We start from the raw sequence: 18,563 nt of genomic DNA, 5'->3' as shown, positions 1-18,563 counted from the left end.
TTTGCGCGCCTGAAATTTGACACAATTTTCCGTACTTTGTTGATAAGGCCCGAGCAACAAGTCGCGCCCGGGCTCTTCGCAGCAACCGCAGCAAGGAGGCCCGTGATATGGCCCAGATTGTGAAACCACCCCGCAAACCCGCCGCTTCGGCGCCGGCCCCTGTGCCCGCAGAGACAGCCCAGAAGAAGCGCAAACATCACGAACGCTTTGTCTTCACAGATTTTGCAATGATCTGAGTGACCTTCCGGGAAAGACGCGTTATGGCTTGAGCATGTCCTCGGTCAGCGCAATTCCCAACCTCGGCCCCAAAAGCGAAGAAGTCTTTGCACGGGCTGGCATAAACTCTGCCGAAGAGCTGCGCGAACTGGGCGCGGACGCGGCCTACAGCAAGCTGATCCAGACGGGCACCCGCCCGCATTTCATCGGCTACTACGCTTTGGTCATGGGGCTGCAGGGCCGGCCCTGGAATGATTGCCAAGGCGATGAGAAGAAAGCCCTGCGCAAACGGTTTGACGCCTTGAAAGCGACCAGTAAACCGGCGGATGACACCACCGCAATCGAGAAAATTCTCAACGAAATCGGAGTGGTTGCGCGTTAACCTTCCCGTTTCATTTCGGCGTGCAGCGCCGCGCCAAAAGCATCAAAATCCGTCCTGCCCCCTTGCATCCTGCGATAAAGCGCAATGCCTATCCCGCCAAGTTCCGGCAGGCCTTGTGCTGCCCCAAGCGTTTTCAACGGTGCAACAACCGCCCGACTTGGCAGCACCGTCGCTGCCAGATCCGCCACCACAAAGGCCCGCACACCCATCGGGTGCGGGCTGGAATGCACAATCGCCCCCTGCCGTCCGATACGGTCCAGCGCGGTAAAGGCATAGGTGCGCAAATCCCTGCCATCATTGAGAAAAACCAGAGGCACCGCACCGTGCTCTGGCATCCGAAAGTCAGGCCCCGCAACCCAAACCAGCTGATCGTGTTCCACAAAGATCCGATCCGCCCGTTTGCCCTGATCCATCATCAAGGCCAGATCGATCTCCCCTGCTTCCAGTTGCGGCAGCAGCTGATCAGAGCGGTCACAGAGGATCTCGATTTTTACATCCGGATTGTCTGGCGCAAATTGTTTCAGGGCGCGCGCCACGACGGACATGGCCAGCGTCACATTGGTGCCCAGTCGGATCACCCGCTGGCCTTTCGGCGCCTGCATCGCGGCCACGGCCTCTTCCGACAGGTTGAGGATCCGCCGCGCATAGGCGAGAAAGGCTTTGCCCTCCGCCGTCAGCACCTTGCCTTGGCCGCGCCCACGGTCAAACAGGCGCTGGCCTAGCTGCTGTTCCAGCTTGCGAATATGAGTGCTGATCGCCGACTGCACCGTGTTGCGCCGCGCAGCCGCCTCCGAGAAGTTCAGCACTTCAGCGGCGACCACAAAACTATCTAAGGCGCGGGGGTCCAATATTTGGTATCTCCGTTTGAGATTTTTGACACCTTTTTAAATCATTTCCATGATACGCACCATCCTCCTATGTCGAGGGGGAAAGGACCCGCTATGTTGACCACCCTCCCCCCTTTGTTTTTCATCACGGCGGCGCTTTGCGTCCTGCTGACCGGTATTTCCAAAAGCGGCTTTGCCGGCGGATTGGGCGTCATGTCCGTCCCGATCCTATCGCTCTTCGTCGCTCCACAGTTTGCCGGAGCCGTTTTGATGCCGATCCTGCTGCTAATGGATCTGTGGATCTGTGGATCGTCTGGCATTACCGCCGGCATTGGCAGGCCAAAGTGGTTGTCCTGATGTTGCCCGGTGCCTTCCTGGGGCTGGGGCTGGGGGCGGTTGGGTTTACCTGGATGGACGCGGACCTGATCCGCTTTGCCGTTGGGCTGATGGCGCTGTTGCTGGTGGCGAATTTTGCCTTAAAGGGTGCCCCTGCGGGCCTCCCCCGCCAGACACCAGCCCCTGTGGTGTTTTCACTTGGTGCGATGTCCGGTTTTGCCAGTTTCATCGCCCATGCCGGTGGCCCACCGGTGAAAGGATACCTGCTGAGCCAAGGCTTTGACAAATCGCAGTTTGTGGGCACCAACACGATGTTTTTCTTTGCCCTGAATGCAATTAAAACAGTGGCTTATGCAGGCATGGGGCAACTGAGCCTGGCGAGCCTACAGGTCAGCGCCGTGATTGCACCGATGCTGATTGTTGGTGTCCTTCTTGGCACCGCGCTACATGGCCGTATCGACCAGCGACGCTTCACCACGCTGGTCTATGGTTTCCTGTGCCTGACCGGGGCCAAACTGCTTTGGGACAGCGTGCCACAGCTTTTCGCCTAAGCGTTCACCCCGCGTGCTGCGCATAACGACACCCGGCCAACCGCGCAAAGCGGGTCAGCTCCGCCTCTAGTTTGCCCTGCCGCGCCTCTGTCCAGCGCACCCCCGGTTCCGCCCAGACCTGCCCCAGCTTCAGTACACCCGACTTACGGTCCGCAGTGACCTCCACCCGGCCGACAAAACGTGTGCCTTCCAATAGAGGATAGACATAGTAGCCATATTTCCGTTTTGCGGCAGGCACAAAGATCTCAATCCGGTAGTCCATACCGAACAGCCGTAACAGCCGGTCCCGGTCACGGATGGCCGGATCAAACGGGTTGAGGATCCGCAGGCGCGAGGTCGGCGCCGCCACTTCGGTCAGACGTGCCTCAATATCGGGGGCGCTCCAGGCGTCCCGCCAGGTGCCATCAGCGCCCTGAACCGAGACAGGCACCAGTTCCGCCTGCGCTTGCCCCAGCCAGCCCCGACATTCCTTGGCGCTCATCGCCTCCCAGAATTTCTGAATTTCCCCGGGGGTGGCAAAGCCCAATCGCCCGAGCGCCGCCCGGCACAGCCAATCCACCTGATCTGCATCTGAAACCTCCCTTTTTCGCAAGTGTTCGGGGAACACCCTCTCAGGAAGATTATAATATTTGGTAAAGTTCTCACGAAAACAGGTCGCCAATTCACCCGCATACCACATGAAATCCAGCGCCATTTTATGCGGTGGTTTGGCCCAGGCGTGATCGCTGCTTTTGGGTGCAGATTCAAAGGCATGGGTCGACAGCGCCCCTTCGGCGGCAATCCGGTCTTTCAAGACCTGCCGCGCCTCTGCATCGGGCAGGTTCTTCCACCACCCCGCCTTGCCCATCTGCTCAGCCTTGCGGCGGAACTGCCGTTGCCAGAACGGCAGAAACGCCATCGGCAGCACCGAGGCATCATGGGTAAAATGCTCAAACACCGCGCGGTCCTTGGCCAACAAAGGGTCAAACATGGCCTCGCGGTAATTCTGATTGCGCGACCACAGGATATGGTGATGCGCCCGTGACACCACCTGAATGGTGTCCAGCTGCACAAAGCCCAGCCCTTCGATGATGGCCATCAGATCCAGTGGTCCGGTCGGCGCATGTGACAGCAGGTGGCTGTCCAGCCACAGCTTACGGGCCTGTCGGTTCGAAATCTCCAGCCGCGCCATGTTAACTCACTCCCGCAGGGCCGGCAGGCCCACACCCGTGGCCTCAAAACCGCCGTCTGCAGCGATCACTTGGCCGGTGACATAAGAGGCCTCTTCCGAACATAAGAAACAAATCAACGCCGCGATCTCATCTTCGCTACCATAGCGATTCAGCGGGATCGCATCATGGTACGCCGCAATGATTTCAGGGCTATGCACCGCCATCGACAGTTTGGTCTTCACCGGTCCCGGGCAAACACAATTGGCGCGAATGCCAAATTCGCCCAGCTCTGCAGCATGCTGTTTGGTCAGATGCATCACAGCCGCCTTGGAGGTGCCATAGGCCACCCGCAGGGTTGACGCCCGTAGGCCCGAGATCGAAGCAATATTCACAATCGCCCCCCGACGTGTCTTCAATGCCGGGGTGGCGGCATGGGTCACCAGAAACGGGCCATCCAGATTGGTCGCCATCACCCGCTTCCAGGTGGCATAGTCGCAGTCTTCAATTGGCCCAAACTCGGCCACACCGGCGTTGTTCACCACCGCATCAATGCCGCCAAACCGCGCCTCAACCGCTGCCACCATCATCTGCACCGCCTCAGCGTCACTGACATCACATGTAAAACCAGCGGCCTGATCGCCCAATTCCGGCAACACGGTGTCCAGCTCTGCCGCGTCCCAATCCACCAGCGCCACGGACCAGCCTTTGGCCAGAAACTGCTTGCTTGTTGCCAGCCCGATCCCACGCGCCGCGCCGGTGACCATAGCCACTTTGCTCATCACTGCCTCCCTCACATTGCTGCCACGCTAACGCCCAGAGGCGGCACAGAAAACCCCGTAAAACCCCGCCTTTCATCTTGCTGAAAATACTCAGGGGAGAGGCGCACCGCGCCGAGGGGCAGAGCCCCTCCTGACCACGACGCCGAAACGGCTGCGGAGCCCAAAAGAAAACGCCCGAGGCAATGCCCCGGGCGCGTTCTGTCTGTCTCAGTACCAGAGTGGTGGCTTAGCCTACCAGCTCCAGGCCGGAGAAGAAGTATGCGATTTCTTCTGCAGCGGTTTCCGGTGCGTCCGAACCGTGAACCGAGTTTTCGCCGATCGACAGGGCGAACTCTTTACGGATGGTGCCTTCGTCTGCTTCGGCAGGGTTGGTGGCGCCCATGACTTCGCGGTTCTTCGCGATGGCGTCTTCGCCTTCCAGAACCTGAACAACGATCGGCTCAGAAGCCATGAATTCGCACAGTTCGTCGTAGAAGGGACGCTCGGCGTGCACAGCGTAGAACACACCAGCCTGTGCTTTCGACAGGTGGATACGCTTCTGAGCAACGATGCGCAGGCCAGCGGCTTCGAATTTGGCGTTGATGGCGCCGGTCAGGTTACGCTTGGTGGCGTCGGGTTTGATGATCGAGAAGGTGCGTTGTACAGCCATCGGGATGTCCTCAAGGTCAAAGACCGGACCCAATGCCCGGCCGTGATTAATTTCTGGCGCCTGCTAGCACGGCAAAAGGCGTTTGAAAACCCTGTAGACGCACGGCGGTCCCTGCGTCTGGCGGATTGTCTCTCAGGCTGCAGGCGCCCTATCTCTCCAGTCGTGCCACCACAAAAGCCGAGGTGAGCGCCAAGCCGCCGCAGGCGGCCATCGACAGCATCAGCAGTTCTGCACCCATCGGGCCCGCCACAAGGGTCGACACAAGCGGCGTCAACACCGCCCCAATCACCACCCCAAGCGCGCCGGAAAGGCCCGAGGCAGAGCCCGCCAGATGCGGCGCAACACTCATCACCCCCACATTGGCGCCCGGCAATGTCAGCCCGTTGCCCAACCCGAGCGTCACCGCACCGGCGAACATCACCGCCGGGTGCACCAGACCCAGCGCAAGAACCAAGGCCGCCACCAGACAGCCACTCATCGACAGCCACCGCCCCCAGAGGATCAGCCGCATCGACCCAAGCCGTGCGCCCTGCCGGGTGGTCACAAGATTTCCGATCAGGAACCCCACCGCCGTGGCCCCCATCATCATCCCCAATGTTACAGGCCCGAGGCCAAAGATATCTGCGCCAACCAGCGGCGCGCCCGCCAGATAGGCGTAAAACCCGCCCAGCGAGAAGACAAGCACACCGGAATACGCCCAGAACGGCGCCGAGCGCAGCACCTCTGGGTAGGCGCGGAATTGGGCCGCAAAGCTGGCCTGACGGGTGGTGTTGGTTTCGCCCAGATCGCTCCAGCACAGCAGGAACACCGCCGCCCCGCTGACCGCCAGCAGGTAGAACACGGAACGCCAGCCAAACAGACTGTCCAGGATCCCGCCCACCAAAGGCGCCAGCAGCGGTGCCAGCGCCATCGCAGCCCCGATTTGCGCGATCCGCTTTGCCGCGTCCTGCGGTGCATAGACGTCGCGCACAATGGCGCGTCCCAGCACCATGCCCGACACGATCCCACCTTGCGCCATGCGGAAGGCCAGGAAGCTCCAGACATCCTGCGACAGCGCGCAGCCCAGAGAGGCAAAGACAAAGATCACCAGACCGATCAGCACCACAGGTCGCCGCCCATAGCGGTCCGACAGCGGCCCCATGATCAGCTGCAACGCCGCCGAGACCAACAGGAAGGCCGAAATTGACAGCGCCACCAACGTGTAGCTCACCCCAAATTCCACCGCGATCCCACCCAGCGACGGCAGGAAGATGTTCAGCGACATCACGGCTACCGAGGTCAGCAGGATCAGCGTCAGCAGGCTGGGTTTAGAACTGGCAGGGGCCATGCGGGTCCTTTCGCACCTCTTGGTGCCGGGGCAGAGGTCGTTAACACGTGCAGCATTTCGCACCATTGCACCGTCCCTGCTACGCCTGTTACCCTCCGGTGGCAACACCGTAGCCCGCGAAAATTGTCAGCGCCCCTGCGCGCACGCCGCCAGACGTTCGGCCAATTGACTTACCCGCGGCGCTCTGGCACTCCGCCTCGCATGCTACGGATCCAAGACATCACCTATTCGATCGAAGGCCGCCCCCTGTTTGAAGGGGCCAGCGCCACCATTCCAACCGGCCATAAAGTTGGCCTGATTGGCCGCAATGGCGCGGGGAAAACCACCCTGTTCAAGCTGATCCGCGGCGATCTGCATCTGGACAACGGCAGCATTGAGCTGCCCTCGCGCGCCCGCATCGGCGGCGTCGCGCAGGAGGTGCCCGGCAATGAGGTGTCGCTGATCGACACGGTGCTGGCTGCCGATACCGAACGCGCCAGCCTGATGGCCGAGGCCGATGTGGCCACCGATCCCGCCCGTATTGCGGACATCCAGACCCGTCTGGCCGATATCGACGCCTGGTCGGCCGAGGCCCGTGCCTCCAACATCCTGCGAGGCCTCGGTTTTGACGCCGAGGAACAGAAGATGCCCTGCTCGGCCTTCTCCGGTGGCTGGCGGATGCGTGTGGCGCTGGCAGCGGTGTTGTTTTCCGAACCCGACCTGCTGCTGCTTGACGAACCAACCAACTACCTCGATCTGGAAGGGGCGCTTTGGCTGGAAAACTACCTGACCAAATATCCACATACGGTCCTGATCATCAGCCACGACCGGGACCTGCTGAACCGCGCTGTCGGCTCGATCCTGCATCTCGATAACCGGCAGCTGACCTATTACACCGGCCCCTATGACCAGTTCACCCGCCAACGGGCGGCGCAACGGGCGGTGCAGGCCGCAGCAGCCAAGAAACAAGAGGCGCAGCGCGCCCACCTACAAAGCTTTGTCGACCGGTTCAAAGCCAAGGCCTCTAAGGCCAAACAGGCCCAAAGCCGGGTCAAAATGTTGGAAAAGATGGAAACCATCCGCGCGCCCGAAGACGCAGCGCGCACTGTCTTTACCTTCCCCGAACCCGAAACCCTGTCGCCGCCGATCATCTCAACCCAGGACACCACTGTGGGCTATGACGGCACGCCGGTGCTGAAACGGCTGGACCTGCGCATCGATCAGGACGACCGCATTGCGCTCCTGGGCAAGAACGGCCAGGGCAAATCCACCCTCGCCAAGCTGCTGTCGGACCGGCTCATACCGATGGAAGGCGACATCAATCGGTCTTCCAAACTGCGCATCGGCTTCTTTGCCCAGCATCAGGTGGACGAGCTGCATGTGGATGAAACCCCGCTGCAACACCTGCAGCGGGAACTGCCCGGCCAGCACCCCAGCAAACTGCGCGCCAAGCTGGCGGGTTTTGGTCTGATGGCGGAACAGGCCGAAACCGAGGTCGGCCGCCTTTCTGGGGGGCAAAAGGCCCGGCTGTCGCTGCTCTTGGCCACGCTGCCCGCGCCACAGTTGTTGATCCTTGACGAACCAACCAACCACCTCGACATCGAAAGCCGCGAGGCGTTGGTGGAAGCGCTCAGCGCCTATGGCGGGGCCGTGGTTCTGGTCAGCCACGACATGCACCTTTTGTCGATGGTGGCGGACCGGCTTTGGCTGGTGAAAGACGGCACGGTGAAACCCTATGAGGAGGATCTGGACGCCTATCGCAAGATGCTCCTGCAGGCCGACACGCCGCCGAAACCCTCAAAACCCAAAGCCCCGGCCCCGAAACGTGCCAGCCGCGACCAGATCCTTGCCCTACGCAGTGAGACCCGCAAATGCGAGGAACGGATCGAGAAGCTGGCGGAAATGGACAAGAAGCTGCAGCTGCGACTTGCCGACCCGGAGCTGTTTGCCGAACGCAAGGGCGAGGCCGTGGTTCTGCAGAAGAAATACGCCGAACTGCGCGAGGCGATGGACCGTGCCGAAGAACTCTGGATGGTGGCGCTGGAAAAGCTGGAAAAGGCCGAAAACGCCTGACACCGCAACGGCCTCTTTCAACGATCCGAAAATACTCTGGGGTGAATGGGGGCCGACCAAGACCCCCAGAGGAGCAACGCCCCTGCCCTAGCTATTATGGGCCCTTAGCAGCCGCGAACTTTATCATTGCATCCACCCGGCGCTTGGCCAATCGTGGCCTCTGAACCAGGACCCAACACTCCAATCCGAAGGCCGCCATGGACAGCGCATTTTTCATCACAGGTTTTGTCACGCTGTTTGTGATCATGGATCCGATCGGCTTGGCGCCAATCTTTGTGGCGCTCACCCAAGGCATGTCGCCGGAAAAACGCCGCCGAATTGCCCTGCGCGCCTGTCTGACTGCTGGCATCCTGCTCTCGCTCTTTGCCCTGTTCGGAGAGGCGGTTCTGGGCTTCGTCGGCATCTCTATGCCCGCCTTCCGCATCGCAGGTGGGATCCTGCTGTTCCTGACCGCATTGGACATGTTGTTCCAGCGGCGCACCAAACGGCGCGAGGATCAGGCCGAGGAAGAAGATCAAAATGACGACCCGTCCGTCTTCCCGCTGGCGATCCCGCTGATTTCTGGGCCCGGTTCCATCGCAACGGTGATCCTGCTGGCCGGTCAGCATCCGGGCTGGGCCGGCCTGGCCTCAACCCTGACGATCATGCTGATGGTGTTGCTGATCACTTTGGTGCTGTTCTTCAGCGCCGGCCTGTTGGAGCGCGCCCTCGGCAAGACTGGCATCACTGTTGTGACCCGGCTGCTGGGGATGTTGCTGGCGGCACTGTCGGTGCAGTTTGTGCTCGACGGGCTGAAGGCATTTGGCTTTGCCAGCTAGGCCCGAACGCGCTCGCAATCAGACTCAAATCCCGGCTTCTGGTCGCCCCGCACCAACCCCAAAAAATCCGCCTTAAATCGCTGTAAGCAAACGAAGCATTGCAGGCCATATCCTGCCTCTGTTATAAAGTTTACAACAAAATATAGACCAAGAAAGCAGAGTGGCCGAGACGTGAGCGATACGCCCCAAACTCCTGAAAACGAAGAAGAAAAACCGCGCGAGCGCATGGCTTTTGACGGGCCTTCCGTTTCCATCACCGATGAGATGCGCACCTCTTACCTCGATTACGCCATGAGCGTGATCGTCAGCCGTGCGATTCCCGATCTGCGCGATGGTCTGAAACCGGTACACCGCCGCATTCTTTATGCCATGCATGAGACCGGAAACACCCACGAAAAGGCCTACCGCAAGTCGGCCCGTCCCGTCGGTGATGTGATGGGTAAATACCACCCGCATGGCGACAGCGCGATCTATGACGCCTTGGTGCGGATGGCGCAGGATTTCTCCATGTCGCTGCCGCTTCTTGACGGTCAGGGCAACTTCGGCTCGATGGACGGGGACAACCCCGCGGCGATGCGCTACACCGAGGTGCGGATGGACAAACCCGCCGCCTTTGTGCTGGCGGATATCGAAAAAGACACGGTAGATTTTCAGGACAACTACGACGGCAAGGACAAAGAACCAACGGTTCTGCCGTCGCGGTTCCCCAACATGCTGGTCAATGGCGCAGGTGGTATCGCGGTGGGTATGGCCACCAACATTCCGCCGCATAACCTGGGCGAAGTTATCGATGCCTGTCAGGCCTTGATCGAGGATCCGGACCTGACCAGTGAACAGCTGATCAACTACGTGCCCGGTCCCGACTTCCCTACTGGCGGCATCATGCTGGGCCGTTCTGGCGCGCGCAAAGCCTACCTGGAAGGCCGTGGCAGCGTTGTGATCCGTTCCAAAACCCGGGTCGAAGAGATCCGCAAGGATCGCTACGCCATTGTCATCGATGAGATCCCTTATCAGGTGAACAAGGCCTCGATGATCGAAAAGATCGCCGAGCAGGTCCGCGATAAGAAGCTTGAGGGCATCGCCCATGTGCAGGATGAATCCGACCGGAACGGCGTGCGTGTTGTCATCGAACTGAAACGGGATGCCACCCCGGATGTGGTGCTGAACCAGTTGTTCCGCTTCACCCCGATGCAGACCTATTTCGGCTGTAACATGCTGGCACTGAACGGTGGTCGTCCAGAACAGCTGACGCTGCGCCGTTTCCTGACCAGCTTCCTTGATTTCCGCGAAGATGTTGTGGCCCGCCGCACCGCTTTTGAGCTGCGCAAGGCCCGTGAACGCAGCCATATCCTGTGTGGTCTGGCTGTGGCTGTGTCGAATGTAGACGAAATTGTCGCCGCCATCCGCTCGTCTGCGGATGCTGCTGAGGCCCGCGAGAAGCTGATGACCCGCCGCTGGCCGGCGCAGGACATCGCGGAATACATCCAGCTGATCGACGATCCGACCCACAAAATGAATGAGGACGGCACCTACAACCTGTCCGAAACCCAGGCCCGCGCCATTCTTGAACTGCGCCTTCAGCGTCTGACCCAGATCGGTGTGAAAGAAGTCACCGATGAGCTGCAGGAACTGGCCGAAAAGATTCGCGAATGTCTGGAAATCCTGGCTTCGCGCGATCGCATCATGGAAATCATCAACGCCGAACTGGCTGAGGTGAAAGAGAAATTCGCCGTTGATCGCCGCACCGAGATCGTTGACTGGTCCGGTGACATGGATGACGAAGACCTCATTGAACGTGAGGATATGGTCGTCACCGTGACTTCCGGCGGTTACATCAAACGGACCCCGCTGGCGGATTTCCGCGCCCAGAAGCGCGGCGGCAAAGGCGTGTCGGGGATGCAGACCAAAGAAGAGGATGTGATCACCACCCTCTTTGTGGCCAACACCCACACTCAGCTGTTGTTCTTCACCACCGATGGCATGGCCTATAAGCTGAAGACCTGGCGCCTGCCGCTGGGTGGACGCACCGCGAAGGGCAAGGCGATTGTGAACATATTGCCGATCCCGACTGGTGTGTCCATCGCCGCCATTATGCCCGTAGACCGGCCAGAGGACGAATGGAACGACTTGCAGGTGGTCTTTGCCACCTCCGCAGGCACCGTGCGTCGCAACCGGCTGTCGGATTTCACCAATGTGAAATCCAACGGCAAGATCGCCATGAAGTTCGAGGATGATCACGCCGACACCCGCCTGATCAACGCCCGCATTTGTTCGGAAGACGACGATGTGATGCTGGTGACCAATTCTGGCCGGGCAATCCGGTTCCCAACCACAGAGGTTCGGGTGTTCAACTCACGTTCGTCTGTGGGTGTACGTGGCATCAAGTTGAACGGTGATGATGAGGTTGTTTCGATGTCGGTGATCCGACATTTCGACGCCACATCGGAAGAGCGCGCGGCATACCTCAAAATGCGCCGTGCCGTGGCCGGTCTGGCGGATGACGCAGAAGGCGACGAAGAGGATGTGCCCGCAGGTGAGCTGAGCCAGGAACGCTACGCCGAAATGTCGGCGGTCGAAAACCTGATCCTCACCATCACCGAAGGCGGCGCTGGCAAGCTTAGCTCCAGCCATGACTACCCTGTCCGGGGGCGTGGCGGTCTGGGTGTGGCTGCGATGGACAAAGCCATGCGCGGCGGTCAGCTGGTTGCCTCTTTCCCGGTTGAGATGGACGATCAGGTCATGCTCGCCACCTCCAAGGGCCAATCGATCCGTGTGCCGGTTGACGGCATCTCGTTCCGGTCCCGGTCGGCGGGCGGCGTCAAGGTGTTCAACACCGGCAAGGGGGAGGTGGTTGTCACCGTGGCCCGTGTGGTGGAACAGGACGATGAAGCCGACGGTGAGGTCACAGAGACCAACGGCGAAGCCACCGAGAGCTAAGGCCACCTAACAGCAAACAAGCGAAAAGCCGCCCCGTTCCGGGCGGCTTTTTGCATGATACCGCCGATGGTTACTGAACCCGGTCCCAGCTGTTTGACGCTGAACGCAAGCCTGTTCAGACACGGTTCCAGCATTGCACATGTTCGGCCGTCTTTGATCCAGATCTTTCCCGGTCGTACCTGCGCCCCACATATTAACGCCTTAAACCACATTCTCTTTCTGATGGATCTGACATGCCTGATTTCACTCCTCTCCGGTACGCACTCCCGCTTTTGGCCCTCTTGCCCACCTCTGCATTGGCAGAAGACCTGTTGTCGGGAGAGCTGCGTCTGAACCTTGCCCACAACAGCGACACCAGTGTGAATTTCAAACGCGCCGAAGGGTCGTTCCAGACCCGTTTCGACAGCCCGTTCAACGCCCAGATTGATCTGGGGATGAGTAAGTTCGAAGCGGTCGATTCCACCTCCCCTTTTCTGGGGCTTCACCTGATCTACAGTCCAAACGACGACCTTGATATCGGTGGTTTTGTCAGCGGTGAGGACCGCCTTGGCACCAGTTTCCTGATCTATGGCGCAGAACTGGCCTATCGCCCCGGCCCCTGGGGACTGGAGGCCTATGTTGGCCAGCAAAAGCCAATCACCACTGGGGCCACCGGCTCTGGCACGCTGGGCGGGTTTAAAGCGACGTTTGAATTCGGCGCAACGCAGCAGTGGCAAGCCTTTGGCGGCGCCCATTTCGCCGATCTGGACAGCGGCAATGCCGACAGTGTCTACCTTGGCCTTAGCCGCGATCTGGGCCGCGGGGCCAGCATGTCGGCGCGTGTGTCACAGCATGATGGCAACGCGACCACCTTCGGCATCATGGCCAATCTGACACTGGGCGAAGGTGTCACCTTCAACCGCCGTGACTGGTACAGCGCCTTTCAGGGGCGCTAACACCGCCCACAGCGACAGAGGGTCAGATCAGCGAAGAAAGGCTGCGTTTGTAAGGATTGGGAAAATAGCCTGACAGAACCTCATATTCCTCCTCCAGATAGCCGGCGAGGCTCTTGTGAGTTTTTAGCTTTAATTCGTCTGGATCCAACTTGCCTTTGGAAGAGTTGGCGCGGGGGATTTTCACTTCCCGCCTGACGTGGTCCGACATGTCTTGTGCCAATAGATCCAGTTCATCGGTGCGATACCAGCGGTCAAACTGCGCCGGATCCTTGCCAAGGAACAGATGCGAAGACAGCGCATGGTGCTTGATGATCGAAGAATGCTCCATGTATTCCAGTAGGTTTTGAAAGAAGAAATCCGGATCGGGATCAATCGGCAGCTCTGACTGATCGCGCAGACGTGGGCTGTGCGACAGGATATTACGGCTCATGATCATGTCAGTGTAGACCGACAACACCCGCTTCAATGGATCCCGCACCACCGCAAACCGCCACCAGGTGCCGTCGCAAAACGGTTCCCAGCGATGCGGCCGGAACCGGCGCGTCTGGTAGACATCATGAACAATATGCTCATCTTCTGCGATCTGCGCCGCTGTCAGGGGCCTGGCTGGATCGATGGTCGACAGCGCCGCCTTGACCGAGGTGCAGGCGGCTTTGGGCACCGGCATATAGACCAGTTTATGAGCGGGAATTTCGACGGTCATGGGCGAAGAATTCTCAATAGTGATGGCCGAAGCACTCTCTTCCTTAAACCTATCAAAGCCTTATCGTTTCCACCAGAGAAACAGTGCGTCGCTGGCGCCCGATTGCCTGCACGCCAAGGTGAGTAACCGGGGCAAGAAAAGAGGCAAAAAAGGGCCTCCCGGCCCCTTTCCCCTGCTCAGATGTTACAGCCCGTAAATGCCTTTGAACTTCTCATCCAGATAGTCCAGCAAAGGCCCAGCACTTGGCGTCATGCCGCTGGCGCGGGTGATGACGTCGCGCGGGGCATAAAGGCCGCCGTGAGTCTGCAGGTTTTCACCCAGCCATTTGGTTGCTGCCGAGGTGTCGCCTTCGGCCAGCTGCCCGTCCAGATCTGGCAACGCGTCGCGCAGCGCTTTGTTCAGGCAGCCCGCATAGACATTGCCCAGCGAATAGGTTGGGAAATAGCCAAACAGGCCGACCGACCAGTGCACATCCTGCAAACAGCCGTTCGATGGCCTGTCCACCGCATAGCCGAAGTCCGCATGGAACCGGTCGTTCCAGGCCGCTTCCAGGTCCATCACCGCCAGATCGCCCTGCATCAGGGCACGTTCCAGATCAAAGCGCAGCATGACATGCAGATTGTACTGCACCTCATCAGCCTCGGTGCGGATATAGCCGTCGTTCACCCGGTTCACAGTGCGGTAAAACTCCGCCGCCGAGTCGATGCCGAACTCCCCAAAGGCCTCTTTCATCTGAGCGAAGAGCCACCCCGTGAACGGCGCCGACCGCCCCAGCTGGTTTTCATAAATCCGGCTCTGGCTTTCATGCACGCCCATCGACACGCCACCGCCAATCGGGGTCAGCAGATAGGCGTCATCGACGTTCTGCTCATAGCAGGCATGGCCCACTTCGTGGATCGTGGAATAGAAACAGTTGAACGGATCCAGCTCACTGGTGCGGGTGGTGATGCGCACATCAAGCCCCGACCCCGAAGAGAAGGGATGCACCGCCTTGTCGATGCGACCGTGGGTCAGATCATAGCCAAAGGCCAGCGCCAGTTTCTCGCTAAGCGCCATCTGTTTGGCTGGATCAAAATGCCCGCTCAGCGCCTGCGGGGCTTCAGCGGCCAGCACAGCCTCCCGCAGGGCCACCAGACGGGGCCGCATGGTGCCAAACATATCCGCCAGCTCGGCCGCGGTCATGTTGGGCTCATAGTCGTCGATCATGGCGTCATAGACGTCACCGCCATTTGCCAGTGCCTGACCTTCCTGACGTTTCAGCGCCACAACCTGTTCCAATACCGGCAGGAAAGCGGGCACATCTTCGTCCGCGCGCGCCTGCGCCCATTGGCCCTGCGCTTTGCTGGTAACCTTGGCGATTTCCACCGCCAGATCCGCCGGCACCTTGCTGGCGCGCTCAAACGAACGGCGGATTTCACGCAGCTGCGCCTGTCCAACCTCATCAAGCGTGGCCACATCAATCGCCGCCAACCATTCCCCCACCTTGGGATCGGTACGACGGGCGTGCAGCATTTTCTCCATCGCGGCCATTTCCTCGGACCGCTGATCGGCTGCCCCGCGTGGCATCATGGTTTCCTGATCCCAGCCCAACCGGCCCGCCACCTGGCCCAAGGCGGCGGTATCCCGGGCAAAGCCCATCAGTTCATCAAACGCACTCATTTCACAGCTCCACGAATAGAGGTCACAATCGGGTTGGCGGCCAGGAACCGCGCCCGCAGAATCAAGGTAAAGACAAGGATGGCAAAGACCTGATGGACAATCGCCACATTCCACGGCGCGGCGGTCACAACAGTGTAAATGCCCAGCACCACCTGCGCGCTCAGCGCAATGAAAGCGGCGGTGAAGGCCGCGCGGGTTGCCCCATGCGCCGAAGCCCGGCCGCGCAGAAACGCCATGACGCTATAGCCAAACAGCAGATAGCCGACGATCCGGTGAATAAACTGCACCAGACCGGCGTTTTCAAAGAAGTTCTTCCAGACCGGTGTGATCGAGAACGCCTCGGGCGGGAAAAACTGCCCCTGCATCATCGGCCAGTCCGTGAAGCTGCGACCCGCATCAATGCCCGCCACCAGTGCGCCCAGAAGGATCTGCAAGAAGGTCAGATGCAGCCAGCCGGTTGCAATACCATAAAGCTTGGCCTCTTTCTGCCGCCGCGCCTGCATCAGCTCCCGCTCTTCGCGGCTGAGCTGCAGGATATACCAGACGATGAAGCCAAGGATCACAAAAGCCAGCCCCAGATGGGTCGCCAGTCGGTAAGAGGCCACCGTGGTCACCCCCTCGCCAGAGGTCACCCCCGAGGCCACCATCCACCAGCCAACTGCGCCCTGCAAACCGCCAAGTCCGCCGATAAAGGCCAGACGTCCAGTCCAACCCACAGGGATCTTTTTCGCCAACAGGAAGCCAAAGAACCCAATCGCCCAGACCAGACCAATCACCCGGCCAATCTGACGGTGGCCCCATTCCCACCAGTAGATCTCTTTGAAATCTGCCAGGGTCATCCATTGGTTATCAATCGCCCATTGGTCGATCTGTTTGTATTTGTCGAACTCAGCCTGCCAGTCCGCCTCATTCAGCGGCGGGACGGCACCTGTCACAGGGCGCCATTCGGTGATTGACAACCCGCTGTCGGTCAGACGGGTCAAGCCGCCAACCACAACCATCACCACCACCATGGCAAACAGCACCATCAGCCAAGCGCGAATGCCACGCCGCGCGCCACCGCGCCCCTGATCGATCATACCGCCCTGAGGCGCAGGTTTGCTGGCAGATTGCTCGCCAACCTCTTCGAAAATATTACGTTTCTGGCTCATTCTGCCCTCCGGTTCCGGCGCAGGATATGGGGTCTTTTACAGCCGCGGCAATCCCCCGCGACCAGATGTCGTTGCGTCTCGACGATTTACTCGCCGTTGCCGCGATCCTTCCAGCGCACCATCTGGCGCATAATGCCATGCAGCATCTGCGTGTCAGACCGGGTCAGCCGCATCCGCGACCAGAGGTTCCGCAGGTTCACCTTCATCCCCTCCGCCTTCTCAGGTGGGAAGAAGAAACCGGCCTGATCCAGCCGCTCCTCATAATGTTCCGCCAATTTCTCAACCTCGATGGTGCTGGCCCAGTCAGAGCCTGCCATCTCCACCCGTTCGCCCTCAATCTCAACGCTCTGACGGCGGAACTCATAGGCGGTCAGCAACACACATTGCGCCAGATTGAGGCTAAAGAACTCAGGGTTCACCGGCACGGTGATAATGGCATTGGCCCGTGCCACATCCTCGTTTTCCAGTCCCGAACGTTCGGGGCCAAACATCACAGCCACTTTCTCACCGGCGGCGATCTTCTGCCGCGCCAGCTCCATCGCCGCCTCAGGGCTATAGACCGGTTTGGTCATGCCGCGCCCGCGTGCCGTGGTGGCAAACACAAAGGTGCAGTCGTCCAGCGCCTCAGCCACGGTGTCATGCACACCGGCCTCATCCAGCAGCCGCCCCGCGCCCGAGGCTAGCGCCACGGCCCGCTGGTTTGGCCAGCCGTCACGCGGATCCACAATCCGCATCCGGTCCAGCCCAAAGTTCCACATCGCCCGCGCCGCCGCACCGATGTTTTCCCCCATCTGTGGGCGCACCAGAACAAAGCTCGGCTGTGGCATTTCGCTTGGCATGTCACTCTCCAAAAAATCCAATGAGGCCTGATAATCCACCCCCGCCGCCTTTCCAACCCCTCCTGCGGGGCTTGGCCTTTCAATGATCTGCAAATGCTCAAATCCCTGCCACTGGTCACAAGTCCAAACGCCGGTTACGCTCTGCCCACCCTAACCGGAGACCCTCAATGGCTTATGACGAAGGATTGGCCCATCTGATGCGCGATGATCTGAGCGAGGAGCCGGGCATCAGTGAAAAGAAGATGTTTGGCGGACTGTGTTTCCTGCTGCACGGCAATATGGTCTGCGGCGTCCACAAAGACGGCGGCATGTTCCGTGTCGGCAAACCGCGCGAGACCGCAGCGCTGGCCATTGACGGCGCCCGCGAGATGGATTTCACCGGTCGGCGTATGGGCGGCTTTGTCGATGTTGACACAGACCTGATGAGCGATGACAGCCGCCGTTTGCAGTTGATGGAGCTGGCCCTGACCAACGCCCGTGCCCTGCCGCCAAAATAGCGCAGCCGCGTGCCTATGTCGCCTCAGCGATAGCCAAAGCGGAAAAACCGCGTTATAGCCGCGCGAGACCCGCAAAACCTATCGCAAGACCAGACGTTAAGGAGCCGCGCAGATGGCCGAAGTTGAGCAGCCACAGATCTATCTGATCACCCCGCCCGAATTTGAGCTGTCCCGTTTCCCGACCCGTCTGGCCGAGGTGCTGGACGCCCATGACGTGGCCTGCGTGCGTCTGGCCCTGGCCACCCGCGATGAGGATAAAATCAGCCGCGCTGCAGATGCGCTGCGCGAAGTGACCCACGCCCGCGACGTGGCGCTGGTTATCGACAATCACATCCTTCTGGTCGAACGTCTGGGTCTGGACGGGGTGCATCTGACCGATGGTGCCCGTTCCGTGCGCAAAACCCGCAAAGCCCTTGGTCCCGATGCCATTGTCGGCTCGTTCTGTGGCGCGTCCAGCCATGACGGCATGTCCGCAGGCGAAGGCGGCAGCGACTATGTGGCCTTTGGCCCGCTGGGCGACACCGGTTTGGATGACGGCACCGTGGCCGAGAAAGACCTGTTCCAGTGGTGGTCCGAAATGATCGAAGTGCCCGTTGTTGCCGAAGGTGCGCTGACCCCTGAAATCATCAAAGACATCTCGCCCTTCACCGATTTCTTCGGCATCGGCGAAGAAATCTGGTCGCAGGAGGATGCGGTGCAGGCGCTGAGCGATCTGAAGGCGCAGTTCAGCTAACCCACTTCAGAAACTGGCAGA

The 18,563-nt window shown here is 60.0% G+C and carries 19 protein-coding genes; 10 read left to right on the top strand and 9 right to left on the bottom strand.

From position 1 onward, the window contains the following. The first annotated feature begins 107 nt into the window (after positions 1 to 107). Together SIC14_RS14625 and SIC14_RS14620 are read left to right on the top strand one after the other, a co-directional pair. Complete coding sequence (locus SIC14_RS14625) at positions 108 to 236, top strand: hypothetical protein (RefSeq protein WP_412562656.1); 129 nt, start codon at positions 108 to 110, stop codon at positions 234 to 236. 35 nt (positions 237 to 271) lie between these two features. Continuing rightward, entirely contained in the window at positions 272 to 598 is a 327-nt protein-coding gene (locus tag SIC14_RS14620) for a TfoX/Sxy family protein (RefSeq protein ID WP_412562655.1), read from the top strand. Here the strand turns inward: SIC14_RS14620 and SIC14_RS14615 are convergent. Next, positions 595 to 1,419, bottom strand: a complete 825-nt coding sequence (locus SIC14_RS14615) for a LysR family transcriptional regulator (RefSeq protein WP_412562654.1) — start codon at positions 1,417 to 1,419, stop codon at positions 595 to 597. The two genes, SIC14_RS14620 and SIC14_RS14615, sit on opposite strands and share 4 nt — an antisense overlap. A 120-nt stretch (positions 1,420 to 1,539) precedes the next feature. Between SIC14_RS14615 and SIC14_RS14610 the strand changes: the two genes are divergently transcribed. Then, positions 1,540 to 1,782 (top strand): hypothetical protein, encoded by a 243-nt coding sequence (locus tag SIC14_RS14610; protein ID WP_412562653.1) that lies wholly within the window; start codon positions 1,540 to 1,542, stop codon positions 1,780 to 1,782. Then, positions 1,770 to 2,312: a sulfite exporter TauE/SafE family protein gene (locus SIC14_RS14605; protein WP_412562652.1), complete on the top strand. Its 543-nt coding sequence runs from the start codon at positions 1,770 to 1,772 to the stop codon at positions 2,310 to 2,312. Before SIC14_RS14610 ends, SIC14_RS14605 begins: the two co-directional genes overlap by 13 nt. Before the next feature lie 4 nt (positions 2,313 to 2,316). Here SIC14_RS14605 and SIC14_RS14600 read toward each other — a convergent pair whose 3' ends face one another. The 4 genes from SIC14_RS14600 to SIC14_RS14585 form a co-directional block, all read right to left on the bottom strand. Further along, positions 2,317 to 3,483 carry a winged helix-turn-helix domain-containing protein gene (locus SIC14_RS14600; protein WP_412562651.1) on the bottom strand — a complete coding sequence of 389 codons (1,167 nt, stop codon included), beginning with the start codon at positions 3,481 to 3,483 and terminating at the stop codon, positions 2,317 to 2,319. A gap of 6 nt (positions 3,484 to 3,489) precedes the next feature. After that, positions 3,490 to 4,242, bottom strand: coding sequence for an SDR family NAD(P)-dependent oxidoreductase (locus SIC14_RS14595; protein ID WP_412562650.1), 753 nt, complete (start codon positions 4,240 to 4,242; stop codon positions 3,490 to 3,492). A gap of 226 nt (positions 4,243 to 4,468) precedes the next feature. Continuing rightward, positions 4,469 to 4,891, bottom strand: a complete 423-nt coding sequence (gene ndk / locus SIC14_RS14590) for a nucleoside-diphosphate kinase (RefSeq protein WP_412562649.1) — start codon at positions 4,889 to 4,891, stop codon at positions 4,469 to 4,471. Positions 4,892 to 5,039: 148 nt separating this feature from the next. Continuing rightward, positions 5,040 to 6,218 carry a multidrug effflux MFS transporter gene (locus tag SIC14_RS14585; protein WP_412562648.1) on the bottom strand — a complete coding sequence of 393 codons (1,179 nt, stop codon included), beginning with the start codon at positions 6,216 to 6,218 and terminating at the stop codon, positions 5,040 to 5,042. A gap of 201 nt (positions 6,219 to 6,419) precedes the next feature. Here SIC14_RS14585 and SIC14_RS14580 point away from each other — a divergent pair, with 201 nt between their 5' ends. From SIC14_RS14580 to SIC14_RS14565, 4 genes are all read left to right on the top strand, one after another. Next, positions 6,420 to 8,270 (top strand): ABC-F family ATP-binding cassette domain-containing protein, encoded by a 1,851-nt coding sequence (locus tag SIC14_RS14580; RefSeq protein ID WP_412562647.1) that lies wholly within the window; start codon positions 6,420 to 6,422, stop codon positions 8,268 to 8,270. 197 nt (positions 8,271 to 8,467) lie between these two features. Beyond that, on the top strand, positions 8,468 to 9,088 hold the full coding sequence (locus SIC14_RS14575; RefSeq protein ID WP_412562646.1) for a MarC family protein: 621 nt from the start codon (positions 8,468 to 8,470) through the stop codon (positions 9,086 to 9,088). 171 nt (positions 9,089 to 9,259) lie between these two features. After that, entirely contained in the window at positions 9,260 to 12,025 is a 2,766-nt protein-coding gene (gene gyrA, locus SIC14_RS14570; protein ID WP_412562645.1) for a DNA gyrase subunit A, read from the top strand. Positions 12,026 to 12,336: 311 nt separating this feature from the next. Beyond that, positions 12,337 to 12,960: a hypothetical protein gene (locus tag SIC14_RS14565; protein ID WP_412562644.1), complete on the top strand. Its 624-nt coding sequence runs from the start codon at positions 12,337 to 12,339 to the stop codon at positions 12,958 to 12,960. Between the two features lie 22 nt (positions 12,961 to 12,982). Here the strand turns inward: SIC14_RS14565 and SIC14_RS14560 are convergent, their stop codons facing one another. The 4 genes from SIC14_RS14560 to SIC14_RS14545 all read right to left on the bottom strand — a co-directional run bounded on the left by SIC14_RS14560 (position 12,983) and on the right by SIC14_RS14545 (position 17,312). After that, positions 12,983 to 13,663: a sulfotransferase family 2 domain-containing protein gene (locus SIC14_RS14560; protein ID WP_412562643.1), complete on the bottom strand. Its 681-nt coding sequence runs from the start codon at positions 13,661 to 13,663 to the stop codon at positions 12,983 to 12,985. Positions 13,664 to 13,846: 183 nt separating this feature from the next. Further along, positions 13,847 to 15,322 carry a carboxypeptidase M32 gene (locus SIC14_RS14555; RefSeq protein WP_412562642.1) on the bottom strand — a complete coding sequence of 492 codons (1,476 nt, stop codon included), beginning with the start codon at positions 15,320 to 15,322 and terminating at the stop codon, positions 13,847 to 13,849. Beyond that, positions 15,319 to 16,473, bottom strand: a complete 1,155-nt coding sequence (gene ctaA / locus SIC14_RS14550) for a heme A synthase (protein WP_412562641.1) — start codon at positions 16,471 to 16,473, stop codon at positions 15,319 to 15,321. Before ctaA ends, SIC14_RS14555 begins: the two co-directional genes overlap by 4 nt. 86 nt (positions 16,474 to 16,559) lie before the next feature. Further along, entirely contained in the window at positions 16,560 to 17,312 is a 753-nt protein-coding gene (locus SIC14_RS14545) for an RNA methyltransferase (protein ID WP_412562640.1), read from the bottom strand. A gap of 167 nt (positions 17,313 to 17,479) precedes the next feature. On the opposite strand from SIC14_RS14545, the gene SIC14_RS14540 reads away from it, so the two are divergent. After that, entirely contained in the window at positions 17,480 to 17,809 is a 330-nt protein-coding gene (locus SIC14_RS14540) for a TfoX/Sxy family protein (protein WP_412562639.1), read from the top strand. A gap of 112 nt (positions 17,810 to 17,921) precedes the next feature. Next, the gene (locus SIC14_RS14535; RefSeq protein ID WP_412562638.1) at positions 17,922 to 18,542 is read left to right on the top strand and encodes a thiamine phosphate synthase; all 621 of its coding nucleotides are present in this window, start codon (positions 17,922 to 17,924) and stop codon (positions 18,540 to 18,542) included. Positions 18,543 to 18,563: the final 21 nt, after the last annotated feature.

Source organism: Thalassobius sp. MITS945101 (assembly GCF_047123305.1).
Lineage (GTDB): Bacteria > Pseudomonadota > Alphaproteobacteria > Rhodobacterales > Rhodobacteraceae > Thalassobius.
Note: the sequence above shows the minus strand (reverse complement) of the source record. Positions and strands in the feature narration are given on the sequence as shown.